The 22,025-nt window shown below is 46.7% G+C and carries 12 protein-coding genes; 11 read left to right on the top strand and 1 reads right to left on the bottom strand.

Translation table 11 applies throughout. The annotated features are described in order from the left end of the window. The first annotated feature begins 280 nt into the window (after nt 1-280). From CF651_RS30855 to CF651_RS30805, 11 genes are all read left to right on the top strand, one after another. Nucleotides 281-1,081, top strand: coding sequence for an SDR family NAD(P)-dependent oxidoreductase (locus tag CF651_RS30855; RefSeq protein WP_094018705.1), 801 nt, complete (start codon nt 281-283; stop codon nt 1,079-1,081). A gap of 1,257 nt (nt 1,082-2,338) precedes the next feature. Continuing rightward, the gene (locus CF651_RS30850; RefSeq protein WP_094018704.1) at nt 2,339-5,680 is read left to right on the top strand and encodes a cadherin-like beta sandwich domain-containing protein; all 3,342 of its coding nucleotides are present in this window, start codon (nt 2,339-2,341) and stop codon (nt 5,678-5,680) included. Between the two features lie 27 nt (nt 5,681-5,707). Continuing rightward, nucleotides 5,708-7,075 (top strand): S-layer homology domain-containing protein, encoded by a 1,368-nt coding sequence (locus tag CF651_RS30845; RefSeq protein WP_094018703.1) that lies wholly within the window; start codon nt 5,708-5,710, stop codon nt 7,073-7,075. 997 nt (nt 7,076-8,072) lie between these two features. Continuing rightward, complete coding sequence (locus CF651_RS30840) at nt 8,073-9,155, top strand: alkene reductase (protein WP_094018702.1); 1,083 nt, start codon at nt 8,073-8,075, stop codon at nt 9,153-9,155. A 43-nt stretch (nt 9,156-9,198) separates the two neighbouring features. Continuing rightward, the gene (locus tag CF651_RS30835; RefSeq protein WP_094018701.1) at nt 9,199-9,822 is read left to right on the top strand and encodes a TetR/AcrR family transcriptional regulator; all 624 of its coding nucleotides are present in this window, start codon (nt 9,199-9,201) and stop codon (nt 9,820-9,822) included. After that, nucleotides 9,797-10,426 (top strand): DNA-3-methyladenine glycosylase I, encoded by a 630-nt coding sequence (locus CF651_RS30830; protein WP_094018700.1) that lies wholly within the window; start codon nt 9,797-9,799, stop codon nt 10,424-10,426. Before CF651_RS30835 ends, CF651_RS30830 begins: the two co-directional genes overlap by 26 nt. Nucleotides 10,427-10,805: 379 nt before the next feature. Then, nucleotides 10,806-11,375, top strand: coding sequence for a dihydrofolate reductase family protein (locus CF651_RS30825; RefSeq protein ID WP_094018706.1), 570 nt, complete (start codon nt 10,806-10,808; stop codon nt 11,373-11,375). 377 nt (nt 11,376-11,752) lie between these two features. Then, nucleotides 11,753-13,222 carry a type I restriction-modification system subunit M gene (locus CF651_RS30820; protein WP_094018699.1) on the top strand — a complete coding sequence of 490 codons (1,470 nt, stop codon included), beginning with the start codon at nt 11,753-11,755 and terminating at the stop codon, nt 13,220-13,222. Continuing rightward, complete coding sequence (locus tag CF651_RS30815) at nt 13,215-14,402, top strand: restriction endonuclease subunit S (protein WP_094018698.1); 1,188 nt, start codon at nt 13,215-13,217, stop codon at nt 14,400-14,402. Before CF651_RS30820 ends, CF651_RS30815 begins: the two co-directional genes overlap by 8 nt. A 32-nt stretch (nt 14,403-14,434) precedes the next feature. Further along, entirely contained in the window at nt 14,435-17,785 is a 3,351-nt protein-coding gene (locus CF651_RS30810) for a DEAD/DEAH box helicase family protein (protein ID WP_094018697.1), read from the top strand. Nucleotides 17,786-18,128: 343 nt separating this feature from the next. Further along, entirely contained in the window at nt 18,129-18,839 is a 711-nt protein-coding gene (locus tag CF651_RS30805; protein ID WP_094018696.1) for a hypothetical protein, read from the top strand. Between the two features lie 272 nt (nt 18,840-19,111). Here the strand turns inward: CF651_RS30805 and CF651_RS30800 are convergent. Continuing rightward, the coding region (locus CF651_RS30800) for an S-layer homology domain-containing protein (RefSeq protein WP_144029142.1) at nt 19,112-22,025 on the bottom strand (2,914 nt) is incomplete at its 5' end.

Below are 22,025 nucleotides of genomic sequence, written 5' to 3'. Positions count from 1 at the left end.
GTACTCCTATTGCGTAAAAATTAAGGATCTACCTAAATTGGGCGATGTAATTAGTTGTAAAGCCGATCAAAGGAAAACCGCACGGCACCAGCAATTCCTGCAAGAACATCATTAAGGATTATTATCATGTATATTCTTGAAGTTATAATCATTCTACACTTCATTCATGCAAATTCAGATCGCACAGCGTATCGCTTCGAAACGTTGTTTTCATCAATGGAATAATGCTTGGAAATAAAGGAATTTAAATTTTAAAAGCGTTAGCTTTAGGAGGGTAAACATGGATCTTAAATTAGCCAACAAAGTAGCTGTCGTTACCGGAGCAAGTAAAGGAATTGGACTCGCTATCGTTCGAAAATTTATCGAGGAAGGGGCAAGTGTCGTCGCGGTAAGTCGGACATTAACGGAGGAATTGGCTGATCTTGTTGAAAAAAAATCAGTCAAACATCTACCTATTGATGTCAATATGGAACGCAATACAGTTGAACTTTCTAAAAAACTCGGTGGAGTGTTCGGCAGAGTCGACATTTTAATCAATAATGTCGGGGCGATTGACAAGAGGAGAGGAGAAGGTTTTTTGGCTACGCCAAATGAGGAATGGGAACAACTTTATGATTTAAACCTGTTTAGCGTTGTTCGTTTTACTCAAGCAGCATTACCGCATATCCTAAAGAACAATGAGGGGGCAATTGTGAATATCTCTTCAGTAAATGCACAGATGCCCGAATTGTTATTGCCTATTTATGGCACAACCAAAGCGGCACTTAATAATTTGACGAAAATGCTGGCTGGTGAGTTTGGACCTCGTAATATTAGAGTTAACTCGATCTCACCTGGACCGGTAGTAACACCTTTGTGGCAAGACCCTGAAAACGGAATGGCCAAAACAATCAGTTCAGTTGCAGCGATGGCTTCCGAAAAAGTTTTTGAAGAGCTACCTAAAATGGCTGGTATAACATTGGGGAAATTTGCAGAAGCCGAAGATATTGCGAACCTTACAGTCTTCCTTGCTTCGGAGCGAGCTTCAATGATTACCGGAGCGGATTATGTTATTGATGGAAATATGATTAAAACGATCTAAACCGAAATTGTTCGATAAATTAAATTTGACCTTCTAAACGGGGCACTTTATTTACTGATACCTTAATATGTTCTCTCCTTACTAAAGATTTCGATAATTCATTTAGGCTAACGTGAAACGATATCTCAATGAAGACAACTGAAGGCAGTCGACCAAAATGGCCGGCTGCCTTTTGATTTTTCGGTCGATGATATTTAGAAAACTAATCGGATGCAAATATGAAACCAGTAATACGTTCTGGTTCACGGACATAGAGGCGGGCTGAAGCGCATACTCCCAGGTTTTATTCTCCATCGATTGGAAGATAGATGAGAGGGGATGTAGCTATGGATAAGTTACTCAGGATGAGATGACATGCCCAATCGTACCACGACCAGATGCCGGGACGGTACGAAAAGGAATTGGAGCAAATCGTTAAATCCAAGGGCTTGCATGAAAAAACGAAAAATACGATGACGAGTCTGAAGCAGATGGCGGCCTCTATACAAACCATTCACTGACAGGGCTTCGCGCTGGTGGACGAACGCGCCGCGGCAGCAACTTTTCTGTCTTCAGTTAAAGGGCAGTATAACTTCATCAATATAGAGATTTCTAAGGGGGCAATAAATTGAAGCAACAGGTAGTCATTAATTTACCAACTAAAACTTATTTTCCAAAAGCTGACGCATCGTCAATTCGAAAGCCGCGTTAAATCAACGATTCCAGTCTAAAACTTTATTTTCAACGGACAACAAAACCTCCTAGGATTTCTTTCATTCGTTTGCTGGTATTCTCGGACACCTTCCTAAACTCCTACCTATCATATAAAGTTTTGATTATCTCCTTAGTTGGAGATACGAGATATAACTACAAATTGTTGTAGAAGCACTTTTTCTATGTAGAAATAACTCGATTTTTGGAAGGGAAACTGACCGAATTGGAGAATATTTATTCATAGGTTTGTATTATCCACTACAGTTGGCGTGAAAATCACTTTATAAAACATCGGTTCGCGCTGCGCAGCTCCGGCTGTTCAGTCCCGGTAATCGAATTGTTGTTGCTCTTAACAACGGTGTGAATGTTGAGCTTCATAAGGACGAGCGATTTCATGGATCCAAGATGAAGATCAACTTTATTGCAAAACAGGTGATATATTAGCAGAGTTTGTACCTTTAATTCATCCTGTCAGGAAGGGGATAGAGTTCTTATCACCAATAACAAACATCTATACCTTTTGGTATAATGACCATCCACATTACTATGTAAAGGAAGATTGATATGTCAGGCAAAACAAATCGCCTCATTTCAGGTGCGTTGGCAATACTTATGGTTCTTCTTTCCGCATTCGGCGTCATGCCGCAGCCGGCTCAGGCGGCTGTTTCGGAGTGGGTTCAGGTTTCCGCTACCGATTCCGGGGCTGCCAGCTTTCAGGGGATCACTTACGATGGCAACCAATTTGTAGCCGTTGGTATCGGTGACTACGGAAGCTCCTACATTGGAACTTCAGCAGACGGGTATTCATGGACGCGAGCTTCTGCTCCCAATGGTTTTTTCCAAAGCGTTGCCTACGGGAATGGCGTCCATGTCGCAGTCGGTTCTGCTATCGCCGCCTCGACGGACGGGAAAACTTACAATGCTGTAGGAACCGATCTATCGAATACCGTGTCCTATTTATACAGTATCGTTTATGGCAAAGAGCGCTTTGTAGCGGTTGGTTGGGGAGGCGCCATAGTCACTTCGACGGATGGCATCCATTGGTCGGTGGTCCCCTCAGGAACTTCGAATCATATGTACGGTGTCACGTTTGGTAATGGTCAATTTGTCGCAGTAGGCGATTCCGGCACCGTTCTTACATCCGCGGACGGTCTTGCCTGGACCGTGGTAGAAAGTCAGAATGTCGGCTTTTCCTCCACGATGATAAGTGTCACCCACGGCAACGGGTATTACGTGGCGGTAGGGAGTACAGACGCGAATATGGGCGCAATTTTAACATCGGCCGACGGGATTCATTGGACAGCTGTTTCCACGCCCGATGTATTGGGGTTTGTGACTTACGGCGAAGGCCGATTTGTGGCGGTAGGGCCGTTAAATGGCGTAATCTTAATGTCCACCGACGGTCTGAATTGGACGACCACGAATACGTGGGCTAACCCTTTTAAAGCTGTCGCTGCCGCCAATAACGAGATCATCGCCGTAACCGAAGATTATTCGTTTATTCGGATATTGGATGCTGCCTTCAAGGGACTCAGTGTGAATTACAGCGGAGGTACCAGAGCGGTATCGCCCACCATATCGTCGGATACTTACGACTATAACGTTTCGGTAACGAGTGCGGACCCCAGCATTACGCTGACGGCGGTTTTTGCTCCAGCTCCAGCAAGCGTCAAGATGAGTGTTTATGACGCCAATAACAACAAAAGGATAGATTCGGTAAGTTTGGCGAGCGGACAGCCCAGTATGCTGATCCCTTTGGAAAACGGCTACACCCGAATAGAACTTGATACGTCACAGAAGGGCATCACGCATCCCAAACGTACGATTACCGTGTACAGACCCGCAGTCGACTCCATGAATGCGGATCTTGCCGGTTTGACTGTGGGGTCCGGAACACTTAGTCCCGCTTTTTCTCCCGGAAGGCAGAACTACTCGGTTACTGCCAATCAGCCGCTGAGCTCCTTAAGCATCACACCGACCGCAATCGTCCCAAATGCGTCCATCTCGGTGAACGGCAAGTCCGTAGCCAGCGGGCAGACCGCAACGGTCGATCTGGCTCCGGGTACGAATCTCATTCCCGTTACCGTAACGGCGACCGATGGAACTTCCCAAAAGACTTATGTGCTTTCCGTATCTGGCAAAACAAATAACGCCTCTCTCGCGGGCTTGAGCGTAAGTCCGGGGACGCTGAGCCCAGGGTTTGCGTCGGATGTGCATGCTTATACGGTTGCATTGAATTATGGCGATACAAGCCTGGCCGTAACGCCGACGTTATCCAACTCGCAGGCGACCTTGACCTTGAACGGAACTGCCGCTGCCAATCAGGGCACCGTAACGCTTCAACCCCCGGTCGGCATTTCGGTGGTCCCTATCGTCGTTACAGCCGAGGACGGTAAAACGACCGAAACGTATTCGCTCATTGTCAATCGTGCGGGCCCTTCCAACAACGCCGCTTTGAGCGGTTTAACCGTGAGCGGAGGGAATATCGTATTCTCGCCGGAGACAAGAAGCTATTCCTTTGACGTGGCGAATACCGTCTCCAGCATGGATATCACGGCCGCGGTCGCGGACACCGGCGCATCCTTATCCATTGCAGGTACAAGCCAGTTGAGCGGTAGTTCACGAACCGTCCAACTCGCGTTCGGCTCCACGGTGATCCCAATTCGCGTCGTTGCAGCGGATGGGCTAACCGAAAGGACGTATCTCCTGACGGTCAATCGAGCTCCGCTTTCCAACCAAGCGAAGCTGGAGCAGCTGACGGTGAATCAGGGGACGCTCACTCCAGGCTTCTCACCGGATACTGCAGCGTATTCTTTGAAAGTTGCTCATAGTTTATCGTCAATTTCTCTGACACCTGCGTCCGCTCCGGGCAATTCCGTAACGGTGGCAAATGTCTTGTACAACGGCCAGAGTGCAGGAGTTCCGGTTCAGCTGTCCGTAGGTACCAACATTATCCCTGTTATGATCACTGCGGCGGACGGCATCACTACAAATACTTATGTTGTTGTTGTAGAGAGGGCTGCGCCTTCCGGCAACGCATTGCTGAATCGGATTGAAGCAAGCTCCGGAACTTTATCCCCGGAGTTCACTCCGGAGAATAGCATTTATAACGTGAATGTTCCTTATGATACAACAAGCCTAACGGTGTCACCCGTTACTCAGGACGTTGGTGCAGCCATTACGTCTATTGGGAAGATGACAGGTGCGGAAGCCGCCCGGCCGATCCCTCTCGGTACGGGCGTCACCGTCATCCCGATTGTGGTGACGGCACAGGACCAGGTACATAAACAAACCTATGTCCTCATTGTGAATCGAGAAGGGCAATCATTACAAGCAGCACCGGTATTGACGGCCGACAGTAACGGTAACGATATTGCATCCGCAATCGTGCTTACGTTCACAGATAACGAGGCGTGGAGAAGCTCAATTACGGCGGTGAAGGTAGGGACGACTGAGCTGGCTAGCGGCGACTATTCCATAACCGCAGGAAAAATAACGATTCGCGCAGGTGTCCTCGGCATCGGCAACCATGCCATTACGATAGCGGCAACAGGTTATACGGATGCGGCCGTTACCCAAAGCGTCGCAGCGGCCGGTCTGCCTTACCGCATCGATGAACCGCAAGTGACCGTTACCGGCCTTTCGGCGACGGTAGCGGCTGCGATTTATCCTTTGCAGGAGTCAACAAATGTACCGGTCACGGTCGTTTTCCAATTGATGGACGGTACAGTGCCACTGCAAATGGTGGCTGTCAAGACCAAGATTCAGGGCAGTCAGGAGGCGGCGGCGCAATTTAATCTGCCGGCAGCCAAAAACTATACGGTTAAAGTTATGATTTGGGACGACCTGCAGCATCAGGTTTCCCAAGCGACTCAGCAAACAAAAGCAATTATCGTAACGCCATAAAGGCTAAGAGAAGGGAGGGCGACCTGTTTGAACCATAAATGCACAGTATTTTTGTTGGCTATCGTACTGGCGGTTCTCCTTCTCCCGGTGCACGTTTTTGCAGCGGATACTAGGCCCGCTGCAGTGTCCGTCAACGGAAATGGGGTCACGATCAGCGGGGAAAACAGCTCCTATGCTGGTCTATCGGTCACGCTTCGATTGGCGGATCGCTTCAGCCGTACGATTGTAGCTGACGAAGTGCAAGCCCAAGCCGGCGGTAGCTACTCATTTGGACCGTACACGTTGGGAGATGGCGTATACACGGCGTATGTGGGCGGAGCGGGCGCAGTGGAAAGGAAGGAGTTTAACGTGGGGGATACGCAGGTCTCCCCTACGGCTCCGAGCAGCAGCAGAAACAAGGGGAGCGGTGGCGTTACGTCCAATACAGGTACAATTTCCGGGGCCGCCGGAGGTACGTTGACGCTGAGCGGGGTTACGATCGTTGTGCCGGCAGGGGCTTTGGACGGCAGCATTCAGGTTACCATCGACAAGCTCGGTGAAACGGAAAGCCTGCCTTTTGACAAGGCACTATTCAAGATCAGCGATGTTTATGAGATTAAGAAAGATAGAGATGGAGATGAAGCGTTCAGCAAGCCCGTCACTATCACATTGCCTTATGATAAGAGCAAAGAAGGCTCTGACAAGTCAAAAGTCGGCGTATATGGGTTAAACGAACAGACCCGCAGCTGGATAAGGCTAAATGATCTGATGGTGGATGAATCCAATTCAACTGTATCGGGCACGTTGACGCATTTTACGAAATATGCGGTCATGGCTTCCAAGGAGCCTGCAGCACAAACGGCACAAACGGCACAAAGTTCGGCGTTCGCCGTGAATTTATCCGATATCCAGGGGCATTGGGCGGAGACCGCAGTGATTCAACTGGTCAAACAAGGCGCGATCACCGGATATCCGGACAATACCTATAAGCCGAATGACAGGATTACAAGAGCCGAATTCGTTACCATCATCGTAAATGCCTTTGGCCTTAAGGCGCAGAATAGCAAGAGCTTCGCCGATACCACAAAGCATTGGGCGCAGAGCGCGATTTCGACGGCTTCTTCGCTCGGCATTGCGGATGGTTACAGCGAGAATACGTTCGGTCCCGACGATTGGATCACCCGGGAGCAGATGGCGACCATCCTCATTCGCGCAGCTCGGATTGATTCGACGGAACCGGCGATCGTGCATTTCTCGGACAACTCCAGCGTATCCGATTGGGCCAAGACTCCTCTTGCCACTGCAGCGGCCAAAGGACTGATCGACGGCTATGAAGACGGTACGGTGAAGCCCAAAGCGAACGCCTCGCGCGCCGAGGCTGCAGCGGTTATTTTAAGGGCATTGCAGAAGAAGTAACAATTATATTACAATGGGGACACGTTCATCGGGACGCGATGAAGATTTTTGATAAACCAACTCAATAAATAAATTACTTCGTGATTATGTTGATCAGTATGTATCAAAGCTGACAATTTAATTTTATCTATTCAATCTAAACATCGTCAAAAAGACGGTGTTTTTTTGTCTGTCGGAATCGGATAAAGTTCCTGCCATTTATGACATCAAGTTCTTGTCAACCGACATTTAGTTGTGTTATGAGAAAAAGTTCTTGTCACAACCAAATGACAAGAACTTTTTCTCATTTCCGAAATTGACAAGAACATTATCCCATTCCCGACGGATGGCAGGGAGTAGGTGGGGGGCAATTTAATCTGGAATTGTTCGTTAAAGTGGGTGACAGCTTCGGACGGACTAAAACGCCTGGTTGACCTGCTGGTAACAGGTCCGGGCCGCATCGATAGTAGCCCTTCACTAGGGCGGCTCAAGTTTGGGTAAGAGTGACCGTCACTTTTGCGAGTAGGGCGGACTTTTACTACTTTAGAACATACAGAACTACTACCATTCTGTCCGGCGACACAAACATAGGTGCTTTGAGATCCCCGTAAAATGGGGATTTTTTATGTGCGATGGGTAGTCGCAACTTTAGCATTAAGATACTATGAGTAAATCAATACAAGCGGCGGTGACGTTACCGAGGTATGATCGCTTCGATGTTCTTTAAGCGGCATGCCGGCGTTAGAAAGCAACGGGAAGATATCGGATGGTGTACAAAGAAAATAAAGTAAACTGTGAAAATAAAGTTGTAGTTCAGTAAATAAAGTATTAGACTCACGCGGCGGCTTTGAACGGGCAGTTTAACGCAACTATGATCTAAGGGCTGTAACGGGTTGTAAAGTGGCAACCTGTTATAGCCCTTTTTCAATTGACTAATTAGGACGATCGTGCTAAAATTTTCTTAAATTGGACGATCGTCCTAATAGAGTTATTTAATTTTGAAGGAGATGTGATCGTGATGTCAAAAGATTTATTTGAGCCTGTTCAACTGGGTGACCTGACTCTGGCCAATCGAATGGTCATGGCACCGATGACCCGTAATCGCGCTGATGCAAATGGTGTTGTGCAGCCAATGATGGTGACCTACTATCAACAACGTGCCAGTGCTGGTCTCATCATTTCTGAGTCTGTTCCCGTTTCACTGGAGGCGATCGGCTACCCGTTCACCCCTGGGATATACACGGATGCCCAAGCTGTTAGCTGGCTCCGCGTGACCGATGCAGTGCACTCAGCCGGAGGCCGCATCTTTCTTCAGTTGCAGCATTGCGGGCGGATCTCCCACCCGAGCTTGCAGCCAGACAACGCGACGCCAGTGGCTCCATCGGCGCTGCAGCCGGAGGGACACGTCTATACATATACCGGCAAGCACGATTTTGTAACGCCACGCGCACTTGAGACCTCAGAAATTCCGAAGATTGTAGCGCAGTTCAAAAGCGCCGCCGAGATGGCCAAACATGCGGGCTTTGATGGCGTGGAGGTGCACGGCGCCAACGGTTATGTGATCGATCAGTTCCTCCGCGACGGCAGCAACCGCCGTACTGACGCGTATGGAGGTAGCGTACAGAATCGTATGCGCCTGTTGAACGAAGTCCTCGATGCGGTTTGCACGGTGTGGCCAGCGCAGCGCGTAGGCGTACGCTTGACCCCTGAGAATCGGTTCAACTCCATGTCGGATTCCAACCCGAAGGCGCACTTCTCATATTTCGTCGAGCAGTTGAGTCCGCGCGGTTTGGCGTATCTGCATGTGCTCGAAGGTGATATGATGACAAAGAACAGTGAGCTGGACTATCGAGTCTTGCGTTCGAAGTTTTCTGGTCCGTATATCGCTAACAATGGCTATAACTTGGAACGTGCCCAAACGGCGGTACATAGTGGTGCCGCGGATATGGTTGCCTTCGGGACTCCGTTCTTAGCCAATCCGGATCTGGTGAGCCGCTATCGGGAGGGACTGCCATTAAATGAAGCCGATCAGGCCACGTTCTACCAAGGCGGCGAAGCAGGTTACATCGATTATTCCTTTTACCACGGTGAGGAAGCATAAACAAGCCGACTGATCTTGGAGTTGGCTACGAAGGGGTTAGACTATGAAGGGTAAAATGACTCGCAAGCACATCGTCGAATTGGCCGACCGGCTGTTCTATCAGCGAGGTTATGAGCATACATCCTTTGCGGATATTGCCGATTCCGTTCAAATTTCCAAGGGGAACTTCTATTATCACTTCAAATCGAAGGACGAAATTCTGGCCGCCGTGATCCAATTACGATTGGAGAACACCCGGAACATGCTACTGAAATGGGAAGATGAAGGAGAGCGGCCTGAGGATCGTATCAAGAGCTTTATCTATATTCTGATTGCGAACCATGCTGATATTAAAATGTACGGTTGCCCGGTCGGCACGCTATGCACGGAACTGGCGAAGCTGAATCATGCCTCAAAGGCGGAGGCGAAAGAACTATTTTCCCTGTTTCGGACCTGGCTGAGCCGGCAGTTCGCGCTGCTCGGCCGCAAAGAAGACGCCGACGAGCTGGCTATGCACCTCCTCGCCCGAAGCCAAGGGGTCGCTACTCTGGTGCAAGCGTTTCAGGATGAGAGGTTCATCAGGCATGAGGTCGAGCAAATGTGTGACTGGTTGAGCTGTATGACAAGTGCCACGCAGCTTACACACGAATCAGGAGGGACCTATGAACGCGACGATAGTGGGACATGATGGTAAACCGCGCTGTCGCTGGTGCAGCGCCGCGCCGGAGTTTCTCCATTATCACGATACCGAATGGGGATTTCCGGTCAGCGACGATCGACGGTTGTTCGAGAAATTAAGTCTGGAGGGCTTCCAATCTGGACTGAGCTGGCGCACCATACTTTTGAAACGCGAGAACTTCCGTGAGGCGTTCCATAATTTTGACTTCGATCAAATCGCACGCTATACGGAGCGTGACCTAGAGCGTCTGCTCGGGGATGAAGGCATCGTCCGACATCGCGGAAAGATCGAGGCGGTTATTAACAATGCTCAGCGTGTACAGGAACTCATCAAACGGGAAGGCTCGCTGGCCGCCTTCATCTGGCGTTACGAGCCAGACCGAAGTCAGCTGGCAAAGCCGCAGACAGCATCAACCTCAGTTCAATCAATCGCGCTGTCGAAGGAGCTCAAAAAGCAGGGCTGGAAATTCGTAGGACCAACCACTGTATATGCCTTTATGCAAGCGATGGGGTTGATCAACGATCATTTCGAGGATTGCGCGATTCGGGTAGAGGTTGAGGCCGCGCGCGAATATTTCCAGCGTCCGGTGGGAGGATTGGCATCGTTACACTAACGGATACTAGTGCAATAAACGAAAATCAGTCTAACACTTTAGTTTCGTGTTTTGACTGGTTTTCGTTTATTAGTATTGAATAGTCTAAAAACTTATTTATTAAAGTTAAACGATTTTCACTCATACAAACTGCGTCAGATCAACATCGTCAGTCTAATACTTTATTTTCATTAGACACCGATGAGTGAGTTTTATCATTCATCGGGACTATTTTTTTAGGAGTGATACATATTGAAACACAAAAAAAATCCAAATATCTACTTGAACTTAACGTAACGTAATGATTTATAGTAAACTTGAGGGAAAGATGAACGCCGGCCAAAGGCCAAAGGCCAAAACAATCGGCGAAATAAATTTTGAAATCGGAGGAGAAACGAATATGAGGAAACTTGTATTGTTCATGCATGTATCACTGGATGGGTATGCGTCGGATTCGAACGGTGGACTAGATTGGATTCCCTACAACGAGGAAATCGAGAAATACGCCGAGGAGGTCGTAGCCGAAGTCGGCTCTCCCGTTTACGGACGCACGACATATCGGATGATGGAGGGATACTGGCCCACGGTGCTGGACAATCCGAATGCGTCGAGGCACAGTATGGAGCATGCCAAATGGGTGCAGGATGTTAAAAAGATCGTCATTTCCGGCACGATGGACAAGGCTGAATGGAACAATACGATGCTGATCAAGGACAATATCGCAGAGGAAATCAAGGCGCTGAAGGCGCAGTCTGGCAAAAATCTCGTGATCTTCGGGAGCCCGGGGGCGGCAAAGACACTGCTTGAGCTTGGCTTAATCGACGAATTTCTGCTGACGATTTGTCCGGTCGTTCTGGGTGGCGGAAAATCGGTATTCGACGGCATCGGTGAGAAAATCAAGCTCAAGCTGCTGACCAGCCGAACGTTCAAGTCGGGCATTATCGCGACCCGCTATGAGTTGGAGAAATAGCCGCGCCGTACAAGGTTGCACTAAACGAGTATGTTAGTTCAACAAAGCAGGGCCAATCTAAACTATGAAATCATTGATTTTATAAAGTTAAAATTAAGTCGATATTGAGCTTTATGTTGGAAATGACATTATGCTAAACTTATTATTTTGAGTATTTCTCGTTACCGAGTTTCATAATTAGTTATATTTTAGTACTATATGCCCACCATTATTCATAGCAAATGTCAGAGTTTCATCATACGAACATATGCTTGCTGACAGACTACTATCATCTAAATTGTATATTATTATGGAAAATCCCTGTCAAATGAAGGGGTTTTCTCTTTAATTGTGGAATAAGTCTATAGAACTAATAAGTGATAGATAGGAGCAATACCATGCTAACAGGAGAAGTTCGGAATAAGATTGATAAAATATGGTCAGATATATGGGCAGGCGGAATTAGCAACCCATTAACCGTTATAGAGCAGCTTACCTACCTGATGTTCATTCGTTCTTTGGATGAGAAAGAGTTGGAAAATGAGAGCTTCGAGGCGTTAAGCGGCGAAGTGATGCCGAAGATTTTTCCGCAGGATGAACAGGGTCAGGATATGCGTTGGAGTAAATTTAAAACGAAAGATTCCCGTATTATTTATGATATTGTCGGTACGAAGGTATTCCCGTTCATTAAGGAAATGAATGGAGCGAATACGACAGCCTTTTCGCGCTATATGCAGGATGCCATGTTCTTAGTCCCAACGCCTCAGGTGTTGCAAAAGATGATCACAGGCCTGGACGAGCTGTATGAGCACGATATTAAAGACCTGGATATGCAGGGTGACCTTTACGAGTATATGCTTGGTAAGCTGGCTTCCGCAGGACAGAATGGCCAATTCAGAACGCCGAAGCATATTCGCGATATGATGGTGCGATTACTTGCTCCTACACCTAACGATAAGATTTGTGACCCAGCTTGCGGTACAGCGGGCTTCCTAGTATCTTCGTCGGAATACATCCGAGAGAACTTCGAGGCTGAGATGACTAGCGAGCAGTGGGAGCATTTTGCCGGAGAGATGTTCTCAGGCTTTGATACAGATCGTACCATGTTACGTCTATCTGCAATGAACCTGATGCTCCATTCCATTAACCAGCCGCATATTGATTATGTGGACAGTGTGTCCAAGCAGAACAGCATTGCTTCCGCCTATGATATTGTACTTGCCAATCCGCCATTCACGGGCACGGTTGACGCCGAGAGCATTAATGATAATTTAAAGACGGTCTGCGATACCAAAAAGACGGAGCTTTTATTTGTGGCACTCTTCTTGCGGATTCTCCGTAAGGGTGGACGCTGCGCTTGTATCGTACCGGATGGTGTATTGTTTGGTTCTACCAAGGCACACAAATCTTTGCGCAAAGAGCTGGTAGAGAACCATCAACTGCAGGCGGTCATCTCCATGCCGAGCGGTGTGTTTAAGCCATATGCCGGTGTGAGCACGGCTGTTCTTATTTTTACCAAGACGGGTGCAGGCGGGACGGATAAGGTGTGGTTCTATGATATGAAAGCCGACGGCTTTTCCTTGGATGACAAACGGTCCCCTGTTGAAGCGAATGACATTCCCGACATTCTTGCTCGGTTCCATAACCTTGAGGGGGAAGTGGATCGCAAGCCAACTGAGGCTAGCTTCTTGGTGGATAAGGCTGCGATTGAAGCGAATGATTATGATTTGTCGATTAATAAATATAAAGAAGTTGTTTATGAAAAGGTGGAGTACGATAAGCCAGAAGTGATCATTGCTCGGCTTGATAGGTTGAACCTTGATATTGCTGCCAAGATGGAGGAATTGAGGGGGCTTTTGGGTGAGTAAGTGGGAAAAGGTTAAGTTGGGGGAGATAGGTGATTTTAAGAGTGGAGGTACTCCTTCAAGAAGTAAACCAGAATATTTTGAAGGAAACATACCTTGGATTACAACGGTTTCTCTTGGGAAAATATTTATTGATGAGAGAGATGCAGTTGAACATATTTCAGCCCAAGCTGTTGCAAATAGTGCCACGAAGATAATTTCAAAAAATTCAATACTGGTTGGAATTAGAGTAGGAGTTGGAAAAGTATCTATTAACTCTGTTTCAATGTGTACTAATCAGGATATTATCTCGATAGAAAATATAGATGAAAGAAAAATATATAAGCCATATATAGTTCATAGTATTAAGAGTTACAAAAGTTATTTTGATGATCAAAAGCGGGGAGCAACAATTCAAGGTATAAACAGCAGTATGTTGAAATCACTTGATATCTCTCTTCCGCCACTCGAAACACAAAAGCAAATCGCCAAAACATTAGACACCGCCGCAGAGCTGCTTGCCATGCGCAAACAGCAGCTTGCTGAACTGGACAATCTTATCAAATCTACCTTTTATGATATGTTCGGTGACCCTGTAACCAATGAAAAGGGGTGGGATACACCTCTTATTGAAGCTATTGTCTCTAAAGAAAAAAATGCGATTAAGGCTGGCCCGTTCGGTTCTGCATTGAAAAAAGAGTTTTATGTTGAGCAGGGTTACAAAATTTATGGACAAGAGCAAGTAATAAACGATGATCCCAAGTACGGAGACTATTATATCTCTGAAAGTAAATATAAAGAATTAGAAAATTGCGCTATTCAAGAGAATGATGTGTTGATTAGCTTAGTTGGAACTTATGGCAAGTTGATTATCATTCCGAAAGAGTTCGAGAAAGGAATAATTAATCCACGTTTGATGAAAATAACGTTTGATAAATCAATAGTGAACACAACCTATTTCAAATATTATTTTATTTCAGAAAGTCTTAAAAATAAGTTGTCTGAAGTGTCAAGAGGGGGAACGATGGATATTCTTAATGTTGGTATTGTTAGAAAACTAGAAATACCTTTACCCCCCCTCCATCTCCAAAACCAATTCGCAACCATCGTCAGCAAAATCGAAGAACAAAAAGCACTCGTCAAAAAAGCAATCGACGAAACGCAATACCTGTTCGACAGCTTGATGAGCGAGTACTTCGAGTAACAAGCCATTATTTTATCCGTGAGGTGAATCCAATGACTGCCAACTTTGAATTCTTACAGGGACAGACGGAATACGCATTATTTGCTACTGCTTGTATCGAAGCGGAGCGGGTGCTTGCCACCTCTCCGGCCATGTCGGCGGTGGGAAGCCGGAAGGCTTTTGAGCTTGCGGTCAAATGGGTATACGCTGCTGACAATACGATCACGATGCCCTATAAGGACAATTTGCAGTCATTAATTCACGAGCCATCGTTCAGATTCGCCATGGAGAACCAGACCTGGGGCAAGCTGCCCTTTATCGTCAAGCTGGGAAACCTGGCGGTCCATACGGACAAAGCGATCAACCGCGGTGATGCTGTTTTGTCTCTTGCGGCTTTATTTGAGTTCGTGCAGTGGGTTGATTATTGCTACGGTGCAAGCTACGAGGAGCGTACTTTCATAGAAGCGAATATCCCTGCTGAGAAGGTTGTCCTCGACGAAGCCAGAATCAAGGAGAAGGACAGCTTAATCGAGCAAAAGGATTCCGAGATCGAGGCGCTCCGTGCCAAAATCGCGGCGATGAGCGACCGACTTACGGCTGATAAAGATCAGCATCAAGCGCAGCGGCATTTTACCCCTGAGGATATTTCTGAATTTAACACACGCAAAAGATACATCGATGTTGATCTGAAGCTGCTGGGCTGGACATTCGGTGATGATGTGAGGGAAGAAGTCGAGCTGTACGGTATGCCGAATCATGAAGAGAAAGGCTATGCGGATTATGTGCTGTATGGCAAAGATGGTCTGCCCTTAGCAATTATTGAAGCGAAGCGCACCTCGAAGGACCCGAAAGTCGGCACCCATCAAGCGAAGCTGTATGCGGACTGTTTAGAGAAAATGACAGGCAGACGGCCGATGATGTTCACGACGAATGGTTTTGAAACCAATCTATGGGATGACGTGACGTCGCCACAGCGCAAGGTGAGCGGTATCTTCTCAAAGACCGACTTGGAAAAGCTGATGAATCGCCGTACGGAACGCAAGGTACTTGACGAAGTCGTCATTGACGATAAAATCACAGACCGCTACTACCAGAAGGAAGCCATCCGCGCGGTAGGTGAAAGCATAACGACAGGGCATAGAAGAGCACTCCTTGTGATGGCGACAGGAACAGGGAAGACGAGAACCGCATCCAGCTTGACCGATGTACTATCCCGCGGGGGCTATGTAACCAATACGTTGTTTCTAGCAGACAGAACTGCACTGGTTAAGCAGGCTAAGGATGATTTCAAAAATTACTTGCCTCATATGTCGCTTTGTAATTTGCTGAGCAATAAGGATGATAAGACGGCGCGCATTGTATTCTCAACATATCCGACTATGCTGAACGCCATTGATAACACCAGAAGCGATGACGGCAAGCGTCTGTTTACGCCGGCGCATTTCGACCTGATTGTGGTGGATGAGGCGCACAGAAGTATTTTCAAGAAATATCGGGCAATATTCGAGTATTTTGATGGTCTTATTGTCGGATTGACGGCGACGCCGAAGACGGAGGTTGATCGCAATACCTACGATTTCTTCGAGATGGAGAGCGGTGTGCCAACCTATGCGTATGCCTATGAGACAGCCGTAGAAATTGACCATGTACTCGTGCCCTACTATAACATTGAGATTAAAACAAAGTTCCTGGAGAAAGGTATCACCTACGACGATCTTTCTCCGGAAGATAAGGCCCGTTATGAAGAAGATTTCACCGATGAAGACGGTGAGATGCCTGAATTTATTCCTTCTCCTGCGGTGAATGAATTTATTTTTAACCAAGCTACGGTGGATCAAGTGCTAGAGGATTTAATGACCAAGGGGATCAAGGTGGCAGGCGGTGACAGGTTAGGTAAGACGATCATTTTCGCTCAAAATAAAAAGCACGCGCAATACATTGTCGAACGTTTCGACAAACTGTATCCGCAGTATAACGGCAGCTTCGCCAAACGGATTATTTCGGAAGACAGCTATGCGCAGAGTATCATCGACGACTTCAAGGTTGCTGACAAGGGGCCTCATATTGCGGTATCTGTGGATATGCTCGATACGGGAATCGACGTGCCTGAGATTGTCAATCTGGTGTTCTTCAAGCGGATTCGCTCCAAGACGAAATTCTGGCAGATGATTGGCCGCGGGACACGGCTGCGCAAGAACTTGTTCGGCGAGGGAGAGGATAAGACCCGTTTTGTTATTTTCGATTATTTGGGGAATTTCGAATTTTTCCGCCAGCACCAAGAAGGATTGCAGGGTAGTGAAACTCAGAGCCTGTCGGAAGCGATCTTCGCGAAGCGGGTTCGGTTAATTCATCATACACAGCAGTCCGTGTACATCAATGAGCCCTATCAAGCGATTCGTGCAGAGCTGATAGAAACAGTCGTCCAGCAAATAAACCTCCTTAATCCAGAGCTTGTATCGGTGAAGATGCAGCTGCAATATGTGGAAAAGTATAAACATAAGGCTGCTTTCATCTGTCTGTCGGATGTAGATAAGAGCAACCTGACTGCCTATCTTGCGCCTATTGTCTACATGGATGATACGGACGAGCATGCCAAGCGTTTTGACAATTTCATGTATGGACTCATGCTCGCTCAGATTGAGGGTTCGGCGCAACTGAAGAAGGCCAAGAAGCAGCTAATAGAAGTATCTTCTAATCTACTGCAGCGTGCTACGATCCCGCAGATCAAGGAGAAACTGGAGCTGATCAGCACGATTGGAACGGACGAGTTCTGGCAGAGCTCGGATTTGCTGAATTTTGAAAAGGTGCGTGTCGAGCTTCGTAGTCTTATCAAGTTTATTATCGATGAAGGAAGCGGCAGAAATCCGATCTATACGAACCTAGCCGATGAAGTTCTGATGATTGAAGAAGGCAAGGCTATGTACCAAGCCTATGACTTCGAGGATTATAAGCTGAAGGTCAACCGTTATATTGAGAAAAACCGTGACACGCTGGCTATTCATAAACTCCGGAACAATATTCCTCTTACTGCTCTCGATTATGAAAGTTTGGAAAAGATTTTTACTGGGGAGTTAGGCACAGCAGAAGATTACGAAAGGGAGTACCAGAACACCCCGTTCGGTTTGCTGGTGCGTAAAATTGCTAAGCTGGAATATGAGGCGGCAAGCGTTGCGTTCTCGGAATTTATTAATGATCAGTCCTTAAGCCAGGCGCAAATCGTTTTTGTGAAAAAGGTCATTGATTATATCGTGCAGAACGGTTATATCGATAATGTATCGGAGCTGACGAAGCCGCCTTTCGATAAACCTCAGAGCTTTGTCAAGCTGTTCGATGGCACGAAGCAAAAGCGGCTTGTAGAGATGGTAACACAGATCAAGGAGAATGCGATTAAGATCCTGAGCTAGTGTGGAGATGTGAGGAATAAATCGGCATTGCGAAAAGGGGAAAAGTATGATTTTTGATGTTATTTCAAAATATCATCTGCTTTCAAGACTTGATAAGCATCATAGGTATAAATCGTGGGAACACTGCTATCGATATTTCAGTAAAAACTTTATTTCCATTCGGGATGAAGAAATATTGGATCACGGATGTCTCCACTTGGCATTTTACTTAGCAAGTTGGGGAATGTTGCGTGGAGGGGCATTTTTACTCCAAAAAGATTATCGCGTACATGAGTACTTTCTAAAAGATGTAGTTACGAAATCTCACTATTATAAGCATTATGATTGAGAACTTCACCTAAACATGAATAAGATAAGTTTTGAAGGAATGAATGAACTAATCCAAGATACAACAAACGCGTATATCAACAACATCCCTCAGATTAATGGTGAGGATAAAGTGATAAACGTAACAGATACGTTGGCTTCAAAAATTCTACTCGGTGTATATGGTAATGTTCCAGCATACGATAGATATTTAAAAGCTGCATTAAAAATACATGGGATAAAGCAACAATTTGATGAAGAATCATTAATGGAGATTGTAGACTTCTACAATCTAAATCGTGATCAGTTCGAAATGTGCCAACGTTTGTTTAGAGAAGAGGGTTCAACCTATACATCGATGAAGCTAGTTGATATGTATTTCTGGCAGGTCGGCTTTTTCATGGATAATCCGGATGCCTATAGTGAAGAGCTAATTAAGATAAATGAGTTCGCTGCTGGATTTACTTCAGTTAGAAGTAGTGTACAAGCTAATAATGTAAGCAAAAACGATGGATTAACTGGAAAGATTAGAGAACATATAATTGAAACTTTAAATCAAGCTAAAGCTCATGGTGGTATATCCATCGATTTAAGGTCCGGTGATATACATAAAAAACTCAATCTAGCTAACCGAATGCCGTCAGTCTGTAGTGCAATGGTATCGCTTGGGGGTTTTGAGTATGAAATTATTAATGATACACCAAGTGGAGCTAGTTCGACCAAGGTAGTAAGGTATATTTTGAAGTAATTTAAATAAAATAAACACACCGTGCTTCAGCGGGCCTCTGTAAAAGTCTAATTTATAAAGAAAGGTACAGTACCTCAATAAAATTGAGGTTATTGTACCTTTTAAGTTTTCTGACGTTGACATAGTCGAGCGTTCAAAATATGTCATGTCGTTAAAGTAGTTTCTTCAATTTGTGCTAGGAGATCCGTTAATTGATGCCATTTTAAAGCTATCTTCAGCCATCTCGTATAAAGATTTATCTATTCCGTTAAAGCGTTCCTTTTCCTGCTGTCTTACGGTGTAAATTTACCGAGGCCGTCGATGTAATCGTCACCTTCGTCTTTCCATTGTTGTGCATCGTACGCTGTCGTGCTGCCGATTACGGTACCAGAGACTCGAGTAACGGATTTATGTGGGTAAAATACCCCTATGTCCACAAGAATGTTATTGTAGTAGAGCGAAAGTGTAACTGGTTGTGCGTCATCCGCGTAGAAATTCATCATTGTGTTGTAATCCACAGGAACATCGGATCCAAAGTAGAAGGACTCCACAATGGTGAAGGTGACGCCACTGGCGATACTTCCGTTTTCGAGTGTAATTGGATCACCACCATTAGAGCGCTCGATGCGGATCTTGGTGGCATCGAGATCTGCTTCGGTCGGGTTGTATAGCTCGATGGCTTGCAGGAAAGAGTCATTTTGGCCCCAGACCAGTTCGGAGAAGAAAAGACCTTTTGGAACCACCGCTTCAAAGGTGACCGTGAACATTGTAGGCTTCGATCCATCATTGCCGTCGTTCGCCGTTACCGTGATCGTCACCGTCCCTGCACTCACAGGTGTGATCTTCAGATCTGTTCCGCTGACCGCCACAGTTGCCACTCCCGTGTCCGATGTGACCGCCGAATAAGTCAGTGCATCATTGTCTTCATCGGTGAACACATTGGTCAGACTCACCGTCTTGCTGCCTCCCGTTATGTTCGCCGTAACGTCGGATATATTGTTAGCCACTACTGGTGCGTGGTTCTCCGGCACAGGCGCTTCAAACGTGACCGTGAACATTGTAGGCTTCGATCCATCATTGCCGTCGTTCGCCGTTACCGTGATCGTCGCCGTCCCTGCAGCCACCGGTGTGATCGTCAGATCCGTTCCACTGATCGCCACCGTTGCCACTCCCATATCCGAAGATCTAGCCGAATACGCCAGTTTGTCACCGTCCTCATCAGCGAACACCCCGACCAAACTCACCTTCTTCGATCCATCTTTTACCGCCTGTGTCAGCGAACTTGGCGCTTTCACTACCACAGGTGCATGATTTACAGGAGTCGCAATGGTAACCGCAACACCAAACACAACTTGCCCGATCCCACCCTTGCCGTCATCAGCTGTTACTCCAATGGATGAGGAACCTTGCCTTCTAGGTGTCAAAGTGATGAACCCGTTCCCATAAACCGCTTCTACTACGCTTGCTTGATCCGAATATACGGCTAGCGTCAAGGAATCCCCATCCTCGTCTGTGAACAGATCAGCTACAGGAATCGATTGAGGAACTGCACCTTCCACGAACGTTTGATCTTCCAGAAGCCGGGTCGATTTGGGTGCATGATTATTCACAGCGGCTTCATGTACTTCAAAAGTGAAGGTAGTCTGCGCAACGCCTCCCTTTCCATCTGCTGCACGGACCGTAATAACAGCCAAACCTACACGATTCGGTATCAAAGCTAGCGTCCCCCCGCTAAGAGCCACGTCAGCCACGGCACGGTCGGATGATTGTGCACTTATATTCAACGAATCCCCGTCTGGATCGGTAAAAACTTGTTTAAGATCTACCATTACATGGCCCGATCCAATATAACCGGAGCGGTTATAAACTGCTTTCACAACCGTCGGAGTACGATTGCTGTCAGAGGAGGAATCCGATGAATTCGAAGAACCGGAAGATCCCGGAGACACGGCAGGCGGTTGTGCTCCAGAGGCTGGAAGACTGGATATCTGATTCATAGCTTCTTTAAAATTTGAGATCAGCTTATCCGCCGATGCGTTCTCAGGTATCTTCAGCTTCTCTATGGTTACGCCTTTACCAAGACTTAAACTCGTATCAGGATTAGAGATTTTAAGTTCTCCCCATGCCCCACTTCCTTCAATTTTTACTGGTTTGCTGGTATCCACCACGACTTGAGTGACCTTAGCACGTAGATCCAAGCTCCCTGCTCCGTGCTTCAATACGACCTGAGGGAGAGAATCTCCTTTCACTGCGATGTGGTCAGCGGCAATAGCCAATTCTCCTTTGAAAGAGGTACCTCTTAAATCTAACTCCACAGGCTTTCCATCGGCGCCACTTTTCGTAATTTCGATTCGCAGCAAATCATTTACATTATGATTGACCGACTTGTACTTGAGGACAGCACCCTCCAAAGCCTCACGATTCCTATCTCCCAACAGATCTTTCAACGCTCCATTAATCAAATATGGCTTACCATCAATGATGACCATATCCCTATCAATTCGATCGATTGTAGCCGTCTGCTCCTGTGTCTTGAAAATATCCAGCAAATAGGCTGCTATATCTTGCCTTTCTATTTTCCCGCGGGGATCAAACGCATTTCCTTCTGCGTTCATCAAGCCAAGACGCATGGCCAAGCTCACTGCTTTTTCCGCCCATGGACTGATCTCCTTACTATCAACTACCGAAGCTTCTTTCCCACCTTTGGCATCTACTCCGTTAATCACCCGGACAAATACAGCAGCTAACTCCTCACGAGTTACTGGTTCGGAAGGTCTATACGTATTCGATCCATCCCCGTTGATCAAGCCGGCTTCCACCAAAGCCTCAATATACGGAATAGCCCAATTATCCTTCATATCTGAGAAGGAGGACACTACACCTTGTTTAGGCTCTAGATGCATCGCTTTGACTAATAATACCGCAAGCTCCTGTCTCGTTAAGAGCTGATTCGGCCGGAAAGAAGCATCGGGATATCCCGATAACAGCCCCTTCTTCACGGCTTCATCAACCGCAGTACGTTTGTTAGGCGATATGTAGCCTTGGTCGCTGAACACGAGCGAGGCTTGTGAAATGCGCTCTATTGCATCTTTAGCATTGGCACCGAGTCTGTAAAATAGTTTGTGTAAACTCCAAAACCTATTAAAATGGAAGTATAAGAAAGGTTGGGGAGAACACGTGGGATTATGGACAAAGCAGAAGCTCAGA

This window comes from Paenibacillus rigui (genome assembly GCF_002234615.1).
In the GTDB taxonomy this organism is placed as follows: domain Bacteria; phylum Bacillota; class Bacilli; order Paenibacillales; family NBRC-103111; genus Paenibacillus_S; species Paenibacillus_S rigui.
This window is presented reverse-complemented; position numbering and strand designations above follow the sequence as displayed.

Coding starts and splice junctions, on each gene's coding strand:
- CF651_RS30835 (WP_094018701.1), top strand. CDS start 9,199: ATGAAGGGTAAAATGACTCGCAAGCACATCGTCGAATTGGCCGACCGG.
- CF651_RS30825 (WP_094018706.1), top strand. CDS start 10,806: ATGAGGAAACTTGTATTGTTCATGCATGTATCACTGGATGGGTATGCG.
- CF651_RS30805 (WP_094018696.1), top strand. CDS start 18,129: ATGAATAAGATAAGTTTTGAAGGAATGAATGAACTAATCCAAGATACA.
- CF651_RS30840 (WP_094018702.1), top strand. CDS start 8,073: ATGTCAAAAGATTTATTTGAGCCTGTTCAACTGGGTGACCTGACTCTG.
- CF651_RS30850 (WP_094018704.1), top strand. CDS start 2,339: ATGTCAGGCAAAACAAATCGCCTCATTTCAGGTGCGTTGGCAATACTT.
- CF651_RS30810 (WP_094018697.1), top strand. CDS start 14,435: ATGACTGCCAACTTTGAATTCTTACAGGGACAGACGGAATACGCATTA.
- CF651_RS30830 (WP_094018700.1), top strand. CDS start 9,797: ATGAACGCGACGATAGTGGGACATGATGGTAAACCGCGCTGTCGCTGG.
- CF651_RS30820 (WP_094018699.1), top strand. CDS start 11,753: ATGCTAACAGGAGAAGTTCGGAATAAGATTGATAAAATATGGTCAGAT.
- CF651_RS30855 (WP_094018705.1), top strand. CDS start 281: ATGGATCTTAAATTAGCCAACAAAGTAGCTGTCGTTACCGGAGCAAGT.